21 protein-coding genes are annotated in these 20,081 nt (G+C 64.0%); 9 read left to right on the top strand and 12 right to left on the bottom strand.

Features of this window, described 5'->3' with window-relative positions:
* Both hppD (D2N39_RS05660) and hppD (D2N39_RS05655) read right to left on the bottom strand, forming a co-directional pair.
* Complete coding sequence (hppD, locus tag D2N39_RS05660) at positions 1-1,083, bottom strand: 4-hydroxyphenylpyruvate dioxygenase (RefSeq protein ID WP_119133776.1); 1,083 nt, start codon at positions 1,081-1,083, stop codon at positions 1-3.
* A gap of 155 nt (positions 1,084-1,238) precedes the next feature.
* Positions 1,239-2,333, bottom strand: a complete 1,095-nt coding sequence (gene hppD, locus D2N39_RS05655) for a 4-hydroxyphenylpyruvate dioxygenase (RefSeq protein ID WP_119133775.1) — start codon at positions 2,331-2,333, stop codon at positions 1,239-1,241.
* Between the two features lie 134 nt (positions 2,334-2,467).
* On the opposite strand from hppD (D2N39_RS05655), the gene D2N39_RS05650 reads away from it, so the two are divergent.
* The gene (locus tag D2N39_RS05650; RefSeq protein WP_119133774.1) at positions 2,468-2,929 is read left to right on the top strand and encodes an Lrp/AsnC family transcriptional regulator; all 462 of its coding nucleotides are present in this window, start codon (positions 2,468-2,470) and stop codon (positions 2,927-2,929) included.
* 82 nt (positions 2,930-3,011) lie between these two features.
* Positions 3,012-4,862, top strand: a complete 1,851-nt coding sequence (locus D2N39_RS05645; protein WP_119133773.1) for a cation:proton antiporter domain-containing protein — start codon at positions 3,012-3,014, stop codon at positions 4,860-4,862.
* Positions 4,863-4,868: 6 nt separating this feature from the next.
* On the opposite strand, the gene cobT is transcribed toward D2N39_RS05645, so the two are convergent.
* On the bottom strand, positions 4,869-5,879 hold the full coding sequence (gene cobT / locus D2N39_RS05640; protein ID WP_119133772.1) for a nicotinate-nucleotide--dimethylbenzimidazole phosphoribosyltransferase: 1,011 nt from the start codon (positions 5,877-5,879) through the stop codon (positions 4,869-4,871).
* Positions 5,880-5,960: 81 nt separating this feature from the next.
* Here cobT and cobS point away from each other — a divergent pair, with 81 nt between their 5' ends.
* Positions 5,961-6,725, top strand: a complete 765-nt coding sequence (gene cobS, locus D2N39_RS05635) for an adenosylcobinamide-GDP ribazoletransferase (protein WP_119133771.1) — start codon at positions 5,961-5,963, stop codon at positions 6,723-6,725.
* Between the two features lie 48 nt (positions 6,726-6,773).
* Here cobS and D2N39_RS05630 read toward each other — a convergent pair whose 3' ends face one another.
* The 5 genes from D2N39_RS05630 to D2N39_RS05610 form a co-directional block, all read right to left on the bottom strand.
* Positions 6,774-7,283, bottom strand: a complete 510-nt coding sequence (locus tag D2N39_RS05630) for a CarD family transcriptional regulator (RefSeq protein WP_054300821.1) — start codon at positions 7,281-7,283, stop codon at positions 6,774-6,776.
* A 293-nt stretch (positions 7,284-7,576) separates the two neighbouring features.
* The gene (gene fdxA, locus D2N39_RS05625; RefSeq protein ID WP_119133770.1) at positions 7,577-7,915 is read right to left on the bottom strand and encodes a ferredoxin FdxA; all 339 of its coding nucleotides are present in this window, start codon (positions 7,913-7,915) and stop codon (positions 7,577-7,579) included.
* A gap of 55 nt (positions 7,916-7,970) precedes the next feature.
* Entirely contained in the window at positions 7,971-8,279 is a 309-nt protein-coding gene (locus D2N39_RS05620) for an RNA-binding S4 domain-containing protein (RefSeq protein ID WP_119133971.1), read from the bottom strand.
* A 69-nt stretch (positions 8,280-8,348) separates the two neighbouring features.
* The gene (locus D2N39_RS05615) at positions 8,349-11,231 is read right to left on the bottom strand and encodes a helicase-related protein (protein WP_119133769.1); all 2,883 of its coding nucleotides are present in this window, start codon (positions 11,229-11,231) and stop codon (positions 8,349-8,351) included.
* Between the two features lie 12 nt (positions 11,232-11,243).
* Positions 11,244-11,816, bottom strand: a complete 573-nt coding sequence (locus D2N39_RS05610) for a tetratricopeptide repeat protein (protein WP_119133768.1) — start codon at positions 11,814-11,816, stop codon at positions 11,244-11,246.
* A gap of 82 nt (positions 11,817-11,898) precedes the next feature.
* On the opposite strand from D2N39_RS05610, the gene D2N39_RS05605 reads away from it, so the two are divergent.
* Complete coding sequence (locus tag D2N39_RS05605; RefSeq protein ID WP_119133767.1) at positions 11,899-12,183, top strand: SCP2 sterol-binding domain-containing protein; 285 nt, start codon at positions 11,899-11,901, stop codon at positions 12,181-12,183.
* Between the two features lies 1 nt (position 12,184).
* Complete coding sequence (locus tag D2N39_RS05600) at positions 12,185-13,123, top strand: alpha/beta hydrolase (protein ID WP_119133766.1); 939 nt, start codon at positions 12,185-12,187, stop codon at positions 13,121-13,123.
* Here D2N39_RS05600 and D2N39_RS05595 read toward each other — a convergent pair.
* Positions 13,114-14,010, bottom strand: coding sequence for a ketopantoate reductase family protein (locus tag D2N39_RS05595; protein ID WP_119133765.1), 897 nt, complete (start codon positions 14,008-14,010; stop codon positions 13,114-13,116). The genes D2N39_RS05600 and D2N39_RS05595 overlap by 10 nt on opposite strands.
* A gap of 57 nt (positions 14,011-14,067) precedes the next feature.
* Positions 14,068-14,814, bottom strand: coding sequence for a DUF1013 domain-containing protein (locus D2N39_RS05590; RefSeq protein ID WP_119133764.1), 747 nt, complete (start codon positions 14,812-14,814; stop codon positions 14,068-14,070).
* A gap of 127 nt (positions 14,815-14,941) precedes the next feature.
* Here D2N39_RS05590 and D2N39_RS05585 point away from each other — a divergent pair, with 127 nt between their 5' ends.
* Positions 14,942-15,580 (top strand): ribonuclease T2 family protein, encoded by a 639-nt coding sequence (locus tag D2N39_RS05585; protein WP_119133763.1) that lies wholly within the window; start codon positions 14,942-14,944, stop codon positions 15,578-15,580.
* Between the two features lie 238 nt (positions 15,581-15,818).
* Here D2N39_RS05585 and D2N39_RS05580 read toward each other — a convergent pair whose 3' ends face one another.
* Both D2N39_RS05580 and nth read right to left on the bottom strand, forming a co-directional pair.
* Complete coding sequence (locus tag D2N39_RS05580) at positions 15,819-16,811, bottom strand: adenosine kinase (RefSeq protein ID WP_119133762.1); 993 nt, start codon at positions 16,809-16,811, stop codon at positions 15,819-15,821.
* Positions 16,808-17,452 carry an endonuclease III gene (gene nth / locus D2N39_RS05575; protein WP_108128845.1) on the bottom strand — a complete coding sequence of 215 codons (645 nt, stop codon included), beginning with the start codon at positions 17,450-17,452 and terminating at the stop codon, positions 16,808-16,810. The genes D2N39_RS05580 and nth overlap by 4 nt, the downstream gene beginning before the upstream one ends.
* 110 nt (positions 17,453-17,562) lie before the next feature.
* On the opposite strand from nth, the gene D2N39_RS05570 reads away from it, so the two are divergent.
* The 3 genes from D2N39_RS05570 (at position 17,563) to D2N39_RS05560 (ending at position 20,046) form a co-directional block, all read left to right on the top strand.
* Positions 17,563-18,423 carry a methylated-DNA--[protein]-cysteine S-methyltransferase gene (locus tag D2N39_RS05570; RefSeq protein WP_119133761.1) on the top strand — a complete coding sequence of 287 codons (861 nt, stop codon included), beginning with the start codon at positions 17,563-17,565 and terminating at the stop codon, positions 18,421-18,423.
* Positions 18,424-18,532: 109 nt separating this feature from the next.
* Positions 18,533-19,183, top strand: coding sequence for an OmpA family protein (locus tag D2N39_RS23635; protein WP_119133760.1), 651 nt, complete (start codon positions 18,533-18,535; stop codon positions 19,181-19,183).
* Positions 19,184-19,278: 95 nt separating this feature from the next.
* On the top strand, positions 19,279-20,046 hold the full coding sequence (locus D2N39_RS05560; RefSeq protein ID WP_119133759.1) for a FadR/GntR family transcriptional regulator: 768 nt from the start codon (positions 19,279-19,281) through the stop codon (positions 20,044-20,046).
* Positions 20,047-20,081 lie beyond the last annotated feature (35 nt).

Raw genomic sequence — 20,081 nt, 5'->3', positions numbered from 1 at the left:
TTACTCGGCTGCAAGCACGCCGCGTTCGATCTGATCGCGCTCGATGCTTTCGAACAGCGCCCTGAAATTGCCTTCCCCAAAGCCTTCGTCGCCCTTGCGCTGGATAAACTCGAAGAAGATCGGCCCGACGACGGTTTTGGAAAAGACCTGAAGCAGCACCTTGGTCTGGCCGCCATCCACCACGCCTTCCCCGTCGATCAGAATGCCGTGGCGGGCCATGCGGTCGATGGGTTCGGAATGGCCCGAAACCCGGGCATGGCTGTCCTCATAATAAGCCATCGGCGGTTTCGGCATGAAGCGCAGGCCCCGCGCGTGGATTTCATCTGCGGCATCATAGATCGCCTCGGTGCCGACGGCGATATGCTGGATCCCCTCGCCGTTGTAGCGGCGCAGATATGCGATGATCTGCCCGGTTTCGCCCTTGTCCTCGTTGATCGGAATGCGGATGCGTCCGCAGGGCGATTGCATCGCGCGGCTGTAAAAGCCCGTCAGCTTGCCCTCAATGTCGAAAAAGCTGATCTGGCGGAAGTTGAAATGCTTGCGGTAAAATTCGACCCAGGTTTCGGAATTGCCCTTGTGAACATTGTGCGTCAGGTGATCGAGGTAATAGAAGCCAACCCCCTCCGGCTTGGGGCCAGAGATCCAGTCGAACCCGGTATAGGGGTCGCGGTCATCCACGAAGTAGATCAGCGAGCCGCCGATCCCCACCACGGCAGGCAGACCCAGCCCCATGTCATCCGCCATATAGGGCGTGGCGCCCTGCGCCACCGCATGGGCCTGCGCCTTGGCAGCATCCACCACACGCCAAGCCATCGACGGCGCGCAAGGGCCGTGTTGCGCCACGAAGCGACGGGCATGGCTGTCCGGTTCGTCGTTCAGCACATAGGTCACATCGCCCTGTTGCCAAAGCTCGATCATCTTCTGGCGATGGCGGCCGACACAGGTGAAGCCCATCCGCGCAAAGACCTCACGCAACTCCTCGGGTGCTGGGTGGGCGAATTCGACAAACTCCATGCCATTGGTTCCGGCAGGGTTTTCGGACGAGATTATACCGGCCGGGGCAGAATGCGGGAACGGGCCCATGGGATACCTTTCACATGATCGCAGCCCCGTCAGAATGCGGCCGAAATGTGGCGAAAAGGTGCCCACAAAAGGGTCGCGGCAGGGAAAGACCGTTTCCTCTGGCGCGACAGTTTATCCAACAAGTTCAGATCGTTACCGTTGCGAATGCAACCGGATCACTCGGCCGCTGACAGCACGCCGCGTTCGATCTGATCGCGTTCGATGCTTTCAAACAGCGCCTTGAAGTTGCCCTCGCCAAAGCCGTCATCCCCCTTGCGCTGGATGAATTCAAAGAAGATCGGGCCGATCACGGTTTTCGAGAAGATTTGCAGCAGGATACGGGTTTCGCCGCCATCCACCACGCCTTCACCGTCGATCAGGATGCCGTGTTTCGCCATCTCTTCCAGTGGTTCCTCATGGCCGACCACCCGGTCGCGCGACATCTCGTAGTAGGACATCGGCGGCTTCGGCATGAATTTCAGCCCGCGATCCGCGATGGCATCGGTGGCAGCATAGATGTCATCAGTGCCGACGGCGATATGCTGGATGCCTTCGCCGTTGTAGCGCTTCAGATACTCGACGATCTGCCCCTTCTCGCCCCGGTCCTCGTTGATCGGAATGCGGATTCGGCCACAGGCCGAGGTCAGCGCCCGGCTGTAGAGGCCGGTAAACTTGCCCTCGATGTCGAAGAAACGGATCTGTTTGAAGCCGAAGATGCGACCGTAGAAATCAAACCAGACATCCATGTTACCCTTGTGGACATTGTGGGTCAGGTGATCGAGGTAATAGAAACCCACGCCTTTCGGCTGTTCAGGCGTCAGGAAATCGAACTCCGCCCAGGCGCTGCCTTTGCGGTGACCGTCGATGAAGTAGATCAGCGACCCGCCGATGCCAACAATCGCGGGCACATCCAGCGCCTTGTCGTCGGCGTCATGCGGCTTGGCACCGCTTTTCACCGCATGGTCATAGGCATGCTGCGCATCCACCACGCGCCAGCCCATCGAGGGGGCGCAGGGGCCATGTTCCTCGACAAACCGCCGGGCGTGGCTGCCGGGTTCATCGTTCAGGATATAGGTGATATCGCCCTGTTGCCAAAGTTCGATGGCCTTCCGGCGATGGCGGGCGGTCAGGGTATAGCCCATGCGGGTGAACAGCGCGCGCAATTCCTCGGGCGCGGGATGGGCAAATTCGACGAAAGCAAATCCTTCCGTCCCGGCCGGATTTTCAGCCGAGATCACCGCCGGCGGGGCATTGTGCGGAAACGGACCCATCTTTTCCTCCTGTTCGTTCGCGTTCCCGCATCATAGCGCGGAAGGCACGCCGGATTTGCGCGAACAGAGGCACATAACTGGACAGCGGCGCGTAATTTCCGCATTCTTCACGCCAATCACACGGAAACCCCGCCATGCTGGATGAAACCGATTCCCGCCTTCTGGCCGCCTTGCAGCGTGACGCGCATCTGACGGCCGAGGCATTGGGGCAATTACTCAACCTCTCGCCCAGTCAGGCCGGGCGGCGGCGGCAGCGGCTGGAAGCGGAGGGGTATATCACAGGATACACCGCCCGGCTGGACCCTGCGCGCGTCGGGCTTACGGTGCAGGCCTTCGTGCAGGTGCAGATGGCCGCCCATTCGCCCGAAGCCGCGCGCAGCTTCGCCACCCTTGTCGCCACCCTGCCCGAGGTGATCTCGGCCTGGACGTTGACGGGCGAGGCGGATTACCTGCTGCGGCTGTGGTGCGCCGATCTTCCGGCGCTCAATACCCTGATCCACCACCGGCTTCTGCCACATCCGGCCGTGGCGCGGGTCCAAAGCCAGATCGTCATGGATCAGTTCAAACCTGACGCCCCCCTGCCCGTCCGCGCCTGATACACGGCATGTTTCAATCCACGAGCAAAAGGTGACCCAAGGGGCGGTTGCCTCTGCCCGCCCCAGCCTCAATAGTCGCGGCATGGAAAACATGCTGCTGCAAGCCACCTTCTACCTTGGCGCCGCCGTGCTGATCGTTCCCATCTCGGTGCGGCTGGGGCTGGGGTCGGTGCTGGGCTATCTGGCCGCCGGGCTTCTGCTAGGCCCTGCGCTTGGCCTTGCCGGGTCGGAGACCCACGACCTTCAGCATTTCGCCGAATTCGGCGTGGTGCTTATGCTGTTCCTGATCGGGCTGGAACTGGAACCGCGCACGTTGTGGGACATGCGGCACAAGTTGCTGGGTTTGGGCGGGTTGCAGGTCACGCTGACGGCCGGACTGGTCGCCGGGCTGCTGCTGGCGATGGACGAACCTTGGCGGGTTGCGGTGGCGCTGGGCCTGCTATTCGCGCTGTCTTCCACCGCCATCGTGTTGCAAACCCTGACGGAAAAGAACCTTCTGCGCACAGCCGGCGGGCGATCCACCTTCGCGGTGCTGCTATCGCAGGATATTGCCGTGGTGCCGATGCTGGCGCTGATTCCGCTGATGGCCTTGCGAAGCACGCCCAAGACCGCCGAGGAAGGGGCGGCGCAGCCCATCATGTCGCTGGTGCAGTCGCTGCCGGGCTGGGCGGTGACAGGGCTGACGCTGGGCATCGTTGTGGCCATCGTGCTTGCCGGTCACTTCCTGTCGCGGCCGGTGTTTCGGTTCATCCATGCCTCGCGCCTGCCGGAAATGGGCACATTCGTATCCCTGCTCATGGTGATCGGCATCGCGTTCCTGATGATGCTGGTCGGCCTGTCGCCCGCGCTGGGAAGCTTCATCGCCGGCGTGGTGCTGGCCAATTCGGAATTCCGCCACCAGATCGAGGCTGACATCAAACCCTTCAAGGGCATTCTGATGGGCCTGTTCTTCACCACGGTCGGGGTGAATATCGACATGGGCCTGCTGGCGGATCAGCCGCTGCGCATCCTGGCGCTGACCGTGCTTCTGATGCTTGCCAAGGCAGGCGTGCTGTTCCTGCTGGCCACGCTGTTCCGGGTGCGTGGGCGGGACCGCATGCTGTTCACCTTGGGGCTGGCACAGGCGGGGGAGTTCGGTTTTCTGATCGTCAGCTTCGCCGTGGCGCAGGGCATCCTGCCCGATATGGTGGCACAGCGCGCGCTGCTGGTCATCAGCCTGTCGATGCTGCTGACGCCGCTGCTGTTCATCCTGCATGACCGGCTGGCACGCCGTGCCACCAAAGGAAGCGATGCCCCTGCCGATGTGATCGACGAGAAGGGCACCGTGATCATCGCTGGCATCGGGCGGTTCGGACAGGTGGTAAACCGTATGGCCCGCACAGCGGGGCTGAGCACCGTCGTTCTTGATTCCGACGCCGCCGCAATCGAACGGTTGCGTCGCTTCGGCATCAAGGGCTATTTCGGCGACCCGGCCCGCCCTGACCTGCTGCAAGCCGCCGGTCTGGCCGAGGCGCAGGTTCTGGTGGTCGCGGTGGATGGGCCAGAGAACGCCACCCGCATCGTGCAATTTGCCCGCCGCCAGCGGCCCGACCTGCATATCGTCGCCCGCGCCTATGACAGGGTGCATGTCTATGAACTGTTCCGCGCCGGGGCGAATGACATCCTGCGCGAGACTTTTGACGCCTCTGTGCGGGCCGGGCGTTATGTGCTGGAAAACATGGGCTTCACCGAATACGAGGCCGCAAAGCTGAGCCAGACCTATTACAAGGTTGACCGCGCCGCCCTGCGCGATCTGGCCGAGCTTTGGGTGCCCGGCCAGCCGATCCATCAGAACGAGGCCTATGTCGCCCGCGCCCGTCAGCTGGACGAAGATCTGCGCACCGCGCTGCTGGATGATCAGGACGAGATCACCGCAGACCGCGCCGCGCAATAGCGCGCATCAGGCGTCGGACACGCCCGCCTCGGCAAAGGTCGCCATGCCGGAATGGCAGGCGATGGCGCCTTTCAGCACGCCAATCGCCAGCGCTGCGCCCGAACCTTCGCCGAGCCGCAGCCCCAGTTCCAGCAGCGGCTGTTTGCCCAGCTTCGACAGAAGCGCCCGATGTGCGGCCTCGGCGCTGGCATGGCCGGCGATGCAATGGTCCAGCGCACCCTCGGCCGCCTGCGCCAGAGTGGCAGCGGCGGCGGTGCAGATGAAACCGTCAAGGATGACGGGAATATGCGCGTGATGAGCTCGCGCGATGGCACCTGCCATGGCGGCAATCTCGCGCCCGCCAAGACAGCGCAGCACCTCCATCGGGTCGCGGCCCGGATTGGCCGCCAGCCCCTCGGCTACCACCTGCGTCTTGATCGACAGTCCTTTGTCATCGACGCCGGTGCCCCGGCCAGTCCATTCGCCGGGTGTGCCACCGAACAGCGCGCATGCGATTGCGGCAGCCGGTGTCGTATTGCCGATACCCATTTCACCCACCACAAGCAGATCGGCTGCCGGATCGACCGCCTGCCAGCCGGTCGCCAGCGCAGCGACCACCTCAGCCTCGGTCATTGCGGGGCCTTGGGTGAAATCGCCGGTGGGGCGGTCAAGCTCAAGCGCGTGCACATCCATGCTGGCGCCGAAGGCCTTGGCAAGCTGGTTGATCGCCGCGCCCCCTGCCCGGAAATTCGCCACCATCTGCACCGTCACCTCGGCCGGAAAGGCCGAGACGCCGCGCGCGGCAACGCCGTGGTTACCCGCGAAAACGATGACCTGCGGGCACTCCAGCCGGGGCCGGGCATCGCCGCGCCAGCCTGCATACCAGATCGCCAGATCTTCCAGCCGCCCCAAGGCCCCCGGCGGCTTGGTCAGTTGCGCATTCCGGGCACGCGCGCCTGCCACTGCCGTCGCATTGGCGGCCGGAAGCGCGTTCAGCACGGCACGAAACTCGGACAGGGTGGAAAACGGCGCGGTCATGGCGCACTCCTCGATTGAACCTCGGCTGCGCCTTGGCTAGCGAGGATCGAGGGCGAAAACCATCCCGGAAAGGGCATCCCGATGTATCAGAGCGACCCAGAAACCCTTGCAGCCCGCCTGTGGAGCGAGGCACGCGCGGGGCTGAGCCTGCTCAGCCGCCTGCCCCTGCCCCCGCCCGCGCATTTCCCGACGCCCCCGGCCGTCTGGGCCTGGCCGGTGGCGGGGCTGGTGCTGGGCGTTCTGACCAGCCTCGGGGCCGGGCTGGGCGTCTGGCTGGGTCTGCCTTCCGGGCTGGCGGCGGCATTGTTCCTCGGGCTTGGCAGCCTGATGACCGGCGCGCTGCATGAGGACGGGCTGGCCGACAGTTGCGACGGGCTCTGGGGGGGATGGACCCGCGAACGGCGGCTGGAAATCATGAAGGACAGCCATATCGGCAGCTATGGCGTGATGGGGCTGCTGCTGGTCACACTGGCCCGGTGGAGTGCCGTGGCCGAACTGATCAGCGCCGGGGCATGGGGCGCACTGATCGCGGCGGCTGTCCTGTCCCGGGCGCCGATGGCTGTGCTGATCACGGCGCTGCCCAATGCGCGCGGCAGCGGCCTCAGCCAGTCAGTCGGACGTCCCGATGCCATGGCGGCCGCAGCGGCGACCTTGGTTGCGCTGGGGCTGGCACTGGCCCTGACCGGGCTATCCGGGCTGATGATGGCCTTCTGGGTCACAGGTGCAGTCTGGGCACTGGCCATGCTGGCACGCCGTAAGATCGGCGGGCAGACCGGCGACATCCTTGGCGCCAGTCAGCAACTGGGCGATCTGGCGGCGCTGGCCGCAGCCTGCGCCCTGCTATAACGCAAAAGGCCGCGCAAAAGCGCGGCCTTTCGACGGGATCACGACGGATCAGGCCGCGCGCGAGGTCAGCACCTGATCGACGGTCTTTTGCGCCTGCGCCTCGTCCACACCGGACACGGCAGCGACTTCGCGGGTCAGACGCTCCAGCGCCGCCTCATAAAGCTGACGCTCGGAATAGCTTTGCTCGCGCTGATCATCGTTGCGGTGCAGGTCGCGCACCACTTCTGCGATCGACAGCAGATCGCCCGAATTGATCTTCTGATCGTATTCCTGCGCCCGGCGCGACCACATGGCACGCTTGACCCGCGCCTTGCCCTTGAGCGTATCCAGCGCCTTGTTCACCACATCGGGCGTCGAAAGCTGACGCATACCGATTTCGGTCGCCTTGTGGGTGGGCACGCGCAGCGTCATCTTGTCCTTTTCGAACGAGATGACGAACAGTTCCAGATGGATACCGGCGATTTCCTGCTCTTCGATCGAGATGATCTTGCCGACGCCATGGGCGGGGTAAACAACAAACTCGTTCGGGCGGAACTCGGGCTTCTTGGTCTTGGTCATTCCAGCGGCTTCCTCATGCGCAGGGCCAACCCGGACGCAACAAATTCCCCCGCCTGATGCCAGAGCATCGGCAAATCGGGGAAATGTCACATGAATAACCGTCTCAGGCGAGCAGTCCCGAGGCGGGTAGCGGGCAACCGTGCTTTGTTTGTATCATGGATATAACATGAAAATGGCCTGATTCCAACTGCGACCAATGCGGTGGCATGTCGGTCAAGGCGCAGATATGCGCGAAAAGGCGCGGCTTTACGCCGCGTCACTGGGCGAAAGGGACGAATCGGCCCTTGAAACGATCAGGAGCCTTCGCCCGGATTCGGCGAAAAGTATTTCTCCAGCTTGTCCTTTTCGCCGTCACGTTCCTCCGCTTCGGGCAGCGGGTCGCGTTTCTGGGTGATCACCGGCCAGAGTTCCGCATATTTGCGGTTGAACTCCACCCATTTGTCCATATCCGGCTCTGTATCCGGCCGAATGGCATCGGCGGGGCATTCTGGTTCACAAACACCACAGTCGATGCATTCATCGGGGTGAATCACCAGCGTATTCTCGCCCTCGTAGAAGCAATCCACCGGGCAAACCTCAACGCAGTCGGTGTATTTGCAGGCGATGCAGTTGTCGGTCACCACATAGGTCATGACTCAAACCCCGGTCAGTCGTTTCTGGCCTGTTGCTCTAGTCCAAGCGGCCCGGTCATTCAAGCGACGAAGTGTCATCCCACGCACCTGCGTCATCCTCTGCGGTGGTGGGTTGCGGGTCAAGGTCGTGATAAAGTCCCTGCGCCTCGGTCGCCGGGCCGCGCCTTGTGCCTGCCGCAAGCACCCGGATCAGGCGGATGCGGCGGCCCTGCGGGAAGGTGAGCGTATCGCCCTCGCCCACCTGCTGCCCCGGCTTGAGACAGCGGTTGCCGTTCAGCCGCAGATGCCCATCGGCAATCACGGAACAGGCAAGCGGGCGCGATTTGAAGAACCGCGCCTGCCACAGCCATTTGTCCAGCCGGATGGTGACCCGCGCCGAAGCCGCCGCAGGCCGACCGGCCTTGTGCGCCGAAGCGGAACGATGCTTCGCCAATCAGACCTTGCCCTTCAGCGCCAGCAACGCCGCGAACGGATTGTCAGGGTCGATGGGTTTTTCGGCCCTCGGCGGACGTGCCTCGTAGGATTTGGGTTTGTGGCCCTGATCCTTGCCGGGTTTGCCGCCCTTGCGATGCTCGTCACGGCGGCCTTCGGGCTTGCCGCCCGGCTTGCCCTCGCGGCGCGGCGCATCGCCACGCGGACGATCCTCGCGCTTGCCACCACCGCCTTCGCGGGCTTCACGCGGGGCGCGTTCGGGGCGATTGCCCTGCTGTTCGCCACCTTCGCGGCGCGGACCGCGATTGCCCTGCCCCTCGCGGCGTGGACCACGGTTTTCATGGCGTGGACGCGGAGCCCAGGTGAAGGTGTAGAACACCTCCATCTCGGGCGCGGCCTCGGCCTCGCCTTCAGCGGCGGGTTCCTCGGCGGGCGTCAGGACCGAGACCTCCTCGGGGATCGGCGCCGCAGTGCCCTCGGTCGCGGGGGCCGGAGCCTCGGCACGACGCGGCTTCACCCGCTCGGCCTTTTCGCCCTTGTAGCCCAGACCACCCATCAGATCGGCGAATTGTTCCAGCGTCATGCCAGTGATCGACAGCATGTCGGGCGTGGCCTCAAACCCCGCGCGGCTGTCCTTGGCGCGCAAGAGATCGGCCAGACGTTCCAGCATGTCGATGCGGATGGCGCGGGTGCCCGCCGGACGATAGCCGGCCAGCGTATAATGCTCTTTCGGCACATCCGGGATGTTCGGAATGGTCACGAGACCCGGCGGCGGGCTTTCGGGAAACTCCTGAAGCCCGTTGGCCAGCGACCACAGCACCAGCCGCAGCCGGGTTGGCGCAGGTTTCAGCAGCAGCGGCAGAAAGATGGTGTATTGCCCGAAGCGCACTCCATGCTTGCGAAGCGAGGACCGTGCCTCCTGATCCAGCGCTTTCACATCATCGGCCACGCTTTCGCGGGTCACGATACCCAGCCCCTCGACCAGACGGAAGGCAAAGCCGCGCGCCAGCCCTTGCAGGCTTTCGTCACGGTTGAGATTCGACAGCGGCTCGAACAGGGCGGCAACCTTGCGGTCGATGAAATGCTGGAGCCGACGCTTGACCTTCTCGGTCACCTCCGGGCCAGCTTCTTCATCAACGAAAGCCTCGACCTGCGGCTTCATCGCATCCGAACCGGCCACCAGTTTGCCCACTGCGGCGCTGCCCCACATGAGGCCACCCTGCTCGGTGAAATCCATCTCGGTATCGGGGGCGTTATAGAAACGATCCGCGCGCAGATGGAACTCGGGGCGCAGCGCCTCGTAGGCGGCCTGCCGCATCACCCGCGCCTCTTCACCCGAAGCCGAGGCGTCCTGGCCGAAGCGGAACCCTTCCAGACGGCCGACGAACTCGCCCTCCACCGTCACTTCACCCTTGTCATTCACCTCAGCCACAAGGCTCTCCTTCTGTTTCAACCGGCGCATCAACACGGATGTGCGCCGATCGACAAATCGTTGGGTCAGCCGCGCGTGCAGCGCATCTGACAGGCGGTCTTCTACAGCGCGCGTTTCGTCACGCCAATGGGATTCATCCTCGACCCACCCTTTGCGCTGCGCAACGTAAGTCCAGGTGCGGATATAGGCCAGACGTTTCGACAGCGCGTCAATATCGCCATCGCTGCGATCAATGCGCGCAACCGCCTTTTTCATCCAGTCGGCAGGGATACGCCCGTCTTGCAGGAAGCCGAAGAGCCGGTGCAGCAGCCCCACGTGATCCGCGCCGGTGGTCGAGCGGAAATCTGGGATGCGGCAGACATCCCACAACAATTTCACAGCCCGAGGGCCGGCGCGCAGCCGGTCGGCCATGTCGGGCATCTGCGTCAACGCCTTCAGCGCCATCAGATCGTCGGCCTCGCGCGTGCGCATCAGCCATTCATTGCCGGTCGGCGCCTCCAGCGAGGCGATCAGGCGCTCGGCCGAGCCGAAGTCCAGCGCGTCGTTTCGCCACATGAGCTTGCGCACCGGCGCGAAGCGGTGCTCCTCGATGGCGGCGACCAGATCTTCGTCCAGCGGGCTTGCCTCGCCCGTCACGCCGAAGGTGCCTGCCTCCATATGCCGCCCGGCACGACCGGCGATCTGCCCCATCTCGTGCGGGAACAGAGGCCGCATCCGGCGGCCATCGAACTTGTGGGTGGCCGAAAAGGCGACATGCTTGATGTCGAGATTCAGCCCCATGCCGATGGCATCGGTGGCCACCAGATAATCCACCTCGCCATTCTGATACAGCGCCACCTGCGCATTGCGGGTGCGGGGCGACAGCGCCCCCATCACCACCGCGCAGCCGCCCTTCTGGCGGCGGATCAACTCGGCGATGGCATAGACATCATCAACCGAAAACCCGACGATAGCCGAGCGCGGAGGCATCCGGCTTATCTTTTTCGAACCTGTGTAGCTGAGCGTCGAAAGCCGGTCACGCCGCACGAACTGGGCCTGCGGGATCAGCGCCGCAATCGCCGGACGCATGGAATCCGAGCCAAGGAACATCGTCTCCACCAGCCCGCGCGCATTCATCAGCCGGTCAGTGAAGACATGGCCGCGCTCGGGGTCGCCGCAAAGCTGGATCTCGTCGATGGCAAGGAAATCGGCACCGATGTCGGTGGGCATCGCCTCGACCGTGCAGACCCAGTATTGGGTGCGTTCGGGGACGATGCGTTCCTCGCCGGTGACCAGCGCCACCACCGAAGGCCCGCGCGCCTTGACGATCCGGTCATAGACCTCACGCGCCAGCAGACGCAGCGGGAAACCGATGACCCCGGTCCGATGCCCCAGCATCCTTTCGATTGCGTAATGCGTCTTTCCGGTGTTCGTCGGCCCAAGGACCGCCGTGACCCGTCGCTGAAGGACCATGGGTTCGTCGTCTCAGATGCTTTGCCCGGAGGTTTCGGTCTCCAGACGTTTCACCGCCTCCAATACCCCCTGCATGTGCGGATGTATAGCAAGAGCGGCCCTGTAGACCTCCAGCGCCTGCGATTTGCGGTCGATCTGCTCCAGAATCGCCCCAAAACCCGCCAACGCGCCAAAATGGCGTGGATTCAGCGCCAGAACATGCCGTATATCACTGACCGCCTGCCCATAGCGACCGGCCATGAAATAGGCGGTGGCGCGCGCATTCCAGCCTTCGGCGAAATCGGGCGCGTGATCGGTCAGCGCGGTCAGATGGTCGATGGCGGTTTCCGGGTCGCCCTGATCCAGCGCCTTGCGCCCGCGCTCCAGCAGCAGATCCATCGAGGCAGAGCCGGAACGCGACCAGATTCGCTGAATATCGCTTTCGATGGCGGTTGCCCCCGCCTCATCCGCCGTTTGCAGATCGGCGAACAGCCGGTCCAGCGTGGCCGCATCTTCGGCAGGCCCCGCCTGCGCCGCAGCGTCACCCAACGCCAGCACGAAAACTGCCGCAACGGCAAGATTGAGAAGCGTCAACAGGACTTTCATATCTACACTCTATCCAAGGCACGGGGAAATGCCATAACCCTCGGGTCACATTCCGGGGATGGCACAGCGAGGAGGCAAGAATATGAGCGACGTGATCAATGCAGCGGTCGAGGCCCTGTCGGCCAAGGTATCCGGCTTCGACGGTGTGGCGAAATTCGTCATTCCGGGCGAAGGCGCCATCATGATCGACGCAACGGGCGTCCACGCGGGCGATGAAGAGGCCGATGTCACCCTGACCGCGAATACCGAGGTGTTCCGCGCCATTCTGGACGGCGAGATGAACCCGACCACCGCCTTCATGACCGGCAAGCTGAAGGTCGATGGCAGCATGGGAATGGCCATGAAACTCGGTTCCGTTCTGGGCTGAGATGACCGCCGCGCCGTTCTATGCCGATATCGCGCAGGGCCCCGAAGGTGGCCGTGCGGTCTGGCTCGCAGCGCGCGATGGCACGAAACTGCGCGCCGCCCATTGGGCCCCCCTTGGCGCTGTGCGCGGCACGGTCCTGCTGTTTCAGGGCCGGTCGGAATATGCTGAGAAATACGGGCCTGCCGCTGTCGCGTTGACCGGCGCGGGCTGGCATGTGCTGGCGCCCGACTGGCGCGGACAGGGCCTGTCGCAACGCCGTCATCCCGACCCGATGCTGGGTCATGTCGAGGATTTCGACGAATATCAGCAGGATGTCGACGCGGCACTGGCTTTCGCCCGGGCCGAAGGGTTGCCCGAACCCTGGCACCTGCTCAGTCATTCGATGGGGGGGTGCATCGCGCTCAGGGCATTGATGCGCGGCCTGCCGGTGAAAAGTGCGGTATTTTCCGCCCCGATGTGGGGCATCCGGCTGTTCCCGACGGTCGAACCCGTCGCCGTCACCCTGTCGCGTGTGTTGCATGAACGGGGGCATGGCCATCTGCTGACCCCGACGACGACGCGGCAGACCTATGTTCTGCACGCGAAATTCCGCGGCAACATGCTGACGCGCGATCCCGCGATCTGGAACTGGATGCGCCAGCAGGCCACGGCCCATCCCGATCTGGCACTTGGCGGGCCGTCATTGACCTGGCTGCATGCCGCCTTCCGCGAGATGCAGGCACTGGAAAGCCTGCCCGCCCCGGCAACGCCCGTGCTGACCGCGCTTGGCACGTCCGAGCGCATCATCAGCCCCCGCGCCGTGCGCCGTCGCATGGCCGCGTGGCCGCAGGGCCGGCTGGAACTTTACACCAGGGCAGAGCATGAGGTGATGATGGAACTGCCCGCCCATCGCAGCCGCTTTCTGGCAGAGGCGGCCGCCTTTTTCTCTGTTCAGTCCTGACGCGCCTCGGCCAACCGCACCAGAACGGTCATCGCTGCATTCAGAGGCACGGAAATGCCCAGCACCTCGGCCCGCCGCACGATCTCGCCATTCAGAAAGCCGATTTCGGTCGCGCGTCCGCGCGCCATGTCCTGCGCGGTCGAGGACATCTGCCCAGCCATCGTCCCGGCAATGCGGCGCACATCGGCCTCCAGCCCCTCGGGCAGCGTGACGCCGCTGGCCGCCGCCACCGCCCGGCATTCCGCAACCAGCCCCATCACCAGCCCCTCCGCCCCCTGCTCTGCCAGAATGCGGCCATAGGGTTGCTGCGTCAGCGCCGAAATGGCGTTCCACGCGCAGTTGATGGTCAGCTTGACCCAGAGCGCGGTTTCCGCCCCGGCCGACACTTCGGTCGGAATGCCCGCTGCCGCGAACCGCTTGGCCAGTGCAGCACCTTGCGGCGCATTACCCAGCACCAGATCGCCGCGCCCGTGGTGGCGCAGATGCCCCGGTTGGGCCATCCCGACGGCGACATAGACCACCGCCGGAATGACCGCACGACCCAGGACTTCCGCCAGCCTTTCAGCATTGCCGACGCCATTCTGAAGACTGAGCACCACAGCATCCGTCGCCAGATGCGTCGCGATCTGCCGCCCAGCGACCTCGGTATCCTGTGATTTCACGCAAAAGAGCACGATTTCTGCCTCTGCAACCGCCGCCGGATCGCTGGCGACCGGCAGATGCACCACCTCGCGCCCCGAGGCGCGCTCGATGATCAACCCGTGCCGGGCGACCGCTTCAGCCAAGGCCGGGCGTCCGATCAGAACGACCTCCTCGCCCGCCTGCGCCAGCATCGCACCATAGTAGCAGCCGACCGCCCCCGCGCCCATCACCGCGATCCGCGCCATCCGTGCCCCCTTGCCCGCAGAAACGAAAACCCCGGCACCTTGGCCGGGGCTTCACGATCAGTTGTCGTCTTCTTCTTCGTCGTCGTCATCACCATGCGGCAGATTGAAGAAACTGTCGGCATCGGAATAATCGGCCGGATTTTCTTCTTTCTCCACCTTGGTGAAGGCTTCCAGACCGGCAAGCGAACCCGGCATCTTCGGCTCGGGCGCCATGCCCAGCGACTGCTCGGTCGAAACCAGCTTGCGCCGCTCGTCGTCGCTCATCACGCCACCCTCGGCAGCTTTCTTGCGCACGGCGGCCTGCACGGCGGCATCCAGTTCAGACTGACGGCACAGCCCCAGCGCGACCGGGTCGATCGCCTGCATGTTCTGGATGTTCCAGTGCGTCCGTTCACGGATCGACTGGATGGTGGGCTTGGTCGTGCCGACCAGCTTGCCAATGGCACCATCCGAAAGCTCCGGGTGGAACTTCACCAGCCACAGGATCGCATTCGGACGGTCCTGCCGCTTCGATAGCGGAGTGTAGCGCGGCCCGCGACGCTTGTCCTCGCCCACGGCTGCCGCGTTGAACTTCAACTTCAGCTTGTAGAAGGGATCTTTCTGCCCCTTCTCGATCTCGATCGCATCAAGCTGGTTGTTCGCCACCGGATCAAACCCCTTCACGCCGGTCGCCACATCGCCATCGGCAATGCCCTGCACTTCCAGCTCGTGCATGCCGCAGAAATCTGCGACCTGCCTGAAGGTCAGCGTCGTATTGTCCACCAGCCATACGGCTGTCGCCTTGGCCATAAGCGGTTTCGACATGAGGATCACTCCTTTACAAATCTCTCCCGCGCCGGGAAAACGGCAGCGGGCGAGGCCCGCGATTTCCACGTTTTCGGGGAAGTCTGGCGCGCCTTATAGTGCGATTTCACTGCGGGGGAAAGAGAAAATGCGCATCATGCTTGGGGCGGTTGTCGCAACCCTGATCGCTGGCGCCGCCTTGGCCGAAGGCGAAAAAGCGGGTGACTTCGACTATTACGTCATGTCGCTCAGCTGGTCGCCCAACTGGTGCGCGCTGGAAGGCGACGCGCGCGGCGCACCGGAATGCCGCGAGGGCGCGGGTCGCGCCTTCACCCTGCACGGTCTCTGGCCACAATACGAGGAAGGCTGGCCCAGCTATTGCCGCACCATCGAACGCGACCCTTCCCGGTCGGAAAGTGAGGCAATGGCAGACATCATGGGCGCCTCGGGCCTTGCCTGGTATCAGTGGAAGAAACACGGCCGCTGCGCCGGCCTCACCGCGCGCAGCTATTACGACACCATGCGCCGCGCTTTCGCGGCAGTGAAGATCCCCAAGGTCTTTCCGATGATCGACAAGCGCCTGAAAGTTCCGGCCGAAGTGGTGGAAGGCGCGTTTCTGGAGGCCAATCCCGGCATTACCCGCGACCAGATCACCGTCACCTGCGACAGCGGCATGATTCAGGAAGTCCGCCTTTGCCTGACCAAAGACCTGTCACCCCGTCGCTGCGGCGCAGACACGATCCGCGATTGCCGCCTGAAGGATGCCGTGCTGGAGCCGGTGCGCTGACCACCCGGCCTTGCGCGAGACCCGGCCGGGGCAAGGTGAGTATTTTGCAAGGAGCAATACAGCGCAAAGCAAGGGATGGCCAAACGGCGCGCGACCCTTGCCTTGCTTCTTGCCCAAATACTCAAATCCCCGCCGCACCACCATGACGCGGCCAGATTGAAGCGCCGTCTCTGCAGCCCACCATGGCAATGCCGCATGACGATGGCCCCGGCGGGGCCTGAGGAGGGCGGCCCCGCGTTCAGATCAGGCCCTGACCCCGGAACAGATCTTTCAGATCGGCCTCGGGACGGGCCCCGATATGGCTGATGACCTCCGAGGCCGCGAGGCAGCCCATGCGGCCCGCCATTTCATAGCCATGCCCGTTGGTCAGCCCCCAGAGGAAGGCACCCGCGAACAGGTCGCCCGCGCCGGTCGCGTCAACAATCCGCGTCGGGTAGGCCGGCGCGTGCCAGCGCTGGCCCTCGGCGAGGATATGGGCGCCCTTCTCGCTTTCGGTGCAGGCCACGATGGCGACATCGGCGGCAGCGGCTTGCAGGGCGCTCTCGAAATCGTCGGTCTGATACATCGACATGATCTCCGCCCGATTGGCGAACAACAGGTCCACATCATCGTGGATCATCTTGCGGAAGGCATCGCGGTGGCGCTCGACGCAGAACGGGTCCGACAGCGTGACCGAAACGCGCCCGCCAGCCCCCTTGCAGGCGCGGATCGCCTTGGCGAAGGCCGCGTGGCTTTCCGGGCCGTCAAAACGGTAACCTTCCAGATAGATCCAGTCCGCCTCGGCCATCTGGACCTCGTCGATGTCGGCCGGGGTCAGGAATTCGGACCAGCCGAGATAGGTGTTCATCGAGCGTTCGCCATCCGGTGTCACCAGAACGATGCAACGGCCAGTTTCCTGTGCGCTGTCCGCCGGGGCAAGGGCCGTTTCGTAAACTGCGCCCTGCGCCCGCAGGTCATGGGCGAAGATACGGCCAAGCTGGTCGTCCTTCACCTTGCCGACATAGGCCGTTCGGCCACCCAGAGCAGCGATGCCCGCGATGGTATTGGCTGCCGATCCGCCCGAGATTTCCTTGGCCGGGCCGATCCGGTCATAAAGCGTCACCGCGCGCTCCATGTCGATGAGCTGCATAATGCCCTTGCCGATGCCGTTCGTCTCCAGAAACGCCTCTTCGGCATGGGACAGCACATCGACCATGGCATTGCCGATGCCGACGACCTGAAACTTCTTCATGCGGTTTTTTCCTCGTAGGGGCACAGATCGCGGATCAGGCAATCGGCGCAGCGCGGCTTGCGTGCGGTGCAGATGTAACGGCCGTGCAGGATCAGCCAGTGATGGGCGTGTTGCTGGAACTCAGCCGGAATATTGTCTTCGATGGCGCGTTCGACCTGATCGACATCCTTGCCGGGACAGATCCCGGTGCGATTGCCGACGCGGAAGATATGGGTATCGACCGCCTGAGCGGGCACATGCCACCACATGTTCAAGACGACATTGGCGGTCTTGCGCCCCACGCCCGGCAGCGATTGCAGCGCCGCGCGGGACGAGGGCACTTCGCCACCGTAATCATTCACCAAAATCTCGGACAGGCGGATCACGTTCTTCGCCTTCTGACGAAAGAGGCCGATGGTCTTGATCGCCTCGGTCAGCCCTTCAAGCCCCAGATCCAGCATCTTCTGCGGTGTGTCCACCGTGGCGAACAGGGGCCGCGTGGCCTTGTTTACCCCGGCATCGGTGGCCTGCGCGGAAAGCGCGACCGCCACCAGCAGGGTATAGGCATTGACGTGATGCAGCTCGCCCTGCGGTTCGGCCTCTGCGGCCTGAAACCGGGTAAAGATCGTGCGGATCGTATGGTAATCGAGTTGCTTCGCCATGCCGACCTCCTAGCGCGCCCTTGGCCTGCTGCCAAGCGAAGCCGCATATTCCGGGTCGAAGGGTGTTGCATTGCCGCCTAAAGTGGCAATGTGACCTGCCGGAGTTTACCATGAACGACCAAAGCCAGAGCTATCATTACCGTGTCATCGCGCGCGCCCTGGCCGAGATCGACGCGATGCAGGCGGGAGGGCAGGCACCGACGCTGGACGGGCTGGCGGCGCGGATGGGGATGAGCCCGGCGCATTTCCAGCGCACTTTTTCGCAATGGGTGGGCGTCAGTCCGAAACGCTATCAGCAATATCTGACGCTGGATCATGCGCGGCACCTGCTTGCAGAACGACATTCCGTGCTGGAGGCGTCACTGGCCAGCGGGCTGTCCGGCACCGGGCGGCTGCATGACCTGTTCGTCAAATGGGAGGCGATGACGCCGGGCGAATTCGCCCGTGGCGGCGAGGGGTTGACCATCTACTGGGGCTGGTTCGAAAGCCCGTTTGGCCCCGCGCTTGTCATGGGGACGGATCGGGGCATCTGCGGCATGGGCTTCGCCGCCGAACAGGACGAGGCCGAGGTGATGACCGATCTGATGCGCCGCTGGCCTAGGGCCGATTTCGTGGAAGACCCGATGATGCTGCGTCCCTGGGTACTGGATGCCTTCGGGGCCAGCGGCAGCGCGCCGCTTTACTTGATCGGGGCACCCTTTCAGATCAAGGTCTGGGAGGCCCTGCTGGCGGTGCCCTCGGGCCATGTGACCACCTATTCAGACATCGCCCGCGTCATCGGTCATCCGGCGGCGGTGCGGGCGGTGGGCACGGCAGTCGGGCGCAATCCGGTCAGCTTTCTGATCCCCTGCCATCGCGCCCTGCGCAAGTCCGGGGCGCTGGGCGGCTATCATTGGGGGCTGCCGGTCAAACGTGCCATGCTGGCATGGGAGGCCGCACGGACAGAGGCGGTTCCGGTGTCGCAAACGTGATGCGCGGAATGCTGCGCATGCTCATGCAACCAATTCCGGCCTCGCGCGTTCCTGCGATATGATGGAGCGAGGCCGGCGCCCTTTCGCCGGTAATGAAAGAGGCAAGCAAATGACCTTCAGAACCCCGGTTGTCCTTGGCGTTGCAGGCATCGCCCTGCTGGCGGGCTGTGTGCAAGATCCCTATCGCTATGAAGACCCGAACGCGCGCACCAAGGGCGGCGCCGTGACGGGGGCCGCGATCGGCGCGCTCATCGGTGCCAAATCCGGTGGCGACGACAAGCTGGCGAAGGCCGTTGTCGGTGCGGCGGTCGGTGGCGCGCTTGGCGGCGCCATCGGCAATGCGATGGACCGGCAGGCGGCGGAACTGCGTGCGCAGATGAGCCCGAACACGACGATCACCAACACCGGCAACGCGCTGGTCGTGACCATGCCGCAGGACATCCTGTTCGCCACCGACAGCGCGAACCTGCGCCCCGATCTGCAAGGCGACATCTATGCCGTGGCTGCGAACCTCGTGCGCTATCCGAACAGCCGCGTCGAAGTCGTCGGCCATACCGACAACACGGGATCGGCCGCCTACAATCAGGACCTCTCGGAACGCCGGGCACGTTCTGTGGCGGGTGTGCTGATGTCTGGCGGTGTGCCGGGTTCACGCATTTCGGCCTATGGCCGGGGCGAGGATCAGCCCATCGCCTCCAACCTGACCGAAGCCGGCAAGGCGCAGAACCGCCGCGTCGAAATCATCATCCGCCCGAACTGAACGGCGCGGATGTCGGTAAGGGTGGCCTGCGGGTCGCCCTTTTCCATTGCCGAAATCCCCGGCTGGTCATATTTTCTGACCAGTCGGGGGAAAAAATGCCGTTCGAAAAGATCGTATCCGAAAAGCTGTCGCAAAGTGTGGCCCGCCAGATTGAACTGTTGGTGCTGCGCGGCATCCTGCGCCCCGGGGAACGTCTGCCTGCCGAACGCGATCTGGCCGAGCGTATGGGTGTCTCGCGCCCGTCGCTGCGCGAAGCCCTTGAAGCGCTGGAGGAAAAGGGTCTGGTGGTCAGCAAGCCCGGATCGGGGGTCTTTGTCGCCGATGTGCTGGGGTCTGCCTTCTCGCCCGCATTGATCGACCTGTTTTCCAGCCATGACGAAGCCGTGTTCGACTATCTCGACTTTCGCCGCGATCTGGAAGGATTGGCCGCCGAGCGCGCCGCGCGGTTGGGATCGGATACCGATCTGGCGGTCATCGCCACGATTTTCGGCAAGATGGAAGCCGCGCACCAGAAGCGCGACCCTTCAGACGAGGCGCAACTGGATGCCGAATTTCACATGGCCATTATCGAAGCGAGCCACAACGTCGTGATGCTGCACATGATGCGGTCCATGTTCGAGCTGCTGAAGCAGGGCGTGTTCTTCAATCGCATGATGATGTTCCGCAACCGGCTGACACGCGATCTGCTTCTGGATCAGCACCGCGCCATCAACAGCGCGATCCAGTCCCGCAACCCGGCCGCCGCGCGCATGGCAATCTGCAAGCATATGGATTACGTCGAACAGGCGCTGAAGGAGCAGCAGCGCGCCGAACGCAACGAGGCGGTGGCGCGTCAGCGCATCGAACACGAACGCCAGCGTTGAAACGCAAAAACCCCGGCAGCGCCGGGGTTCCGCGT

It is taken from the genome of Gemmobacter lutimaris (assembly GCF_003570715.1).
Lineage (GTDB): Bacteria > Pseudomonadota > Alphaproteobacteria > Rhodobacterales > Rhodobacteraceae > Gemmobacter > Gemmobacter lutimaris.
This window is presented reverse-complemented; position numbering and strand designations above follow the sequence as displayed.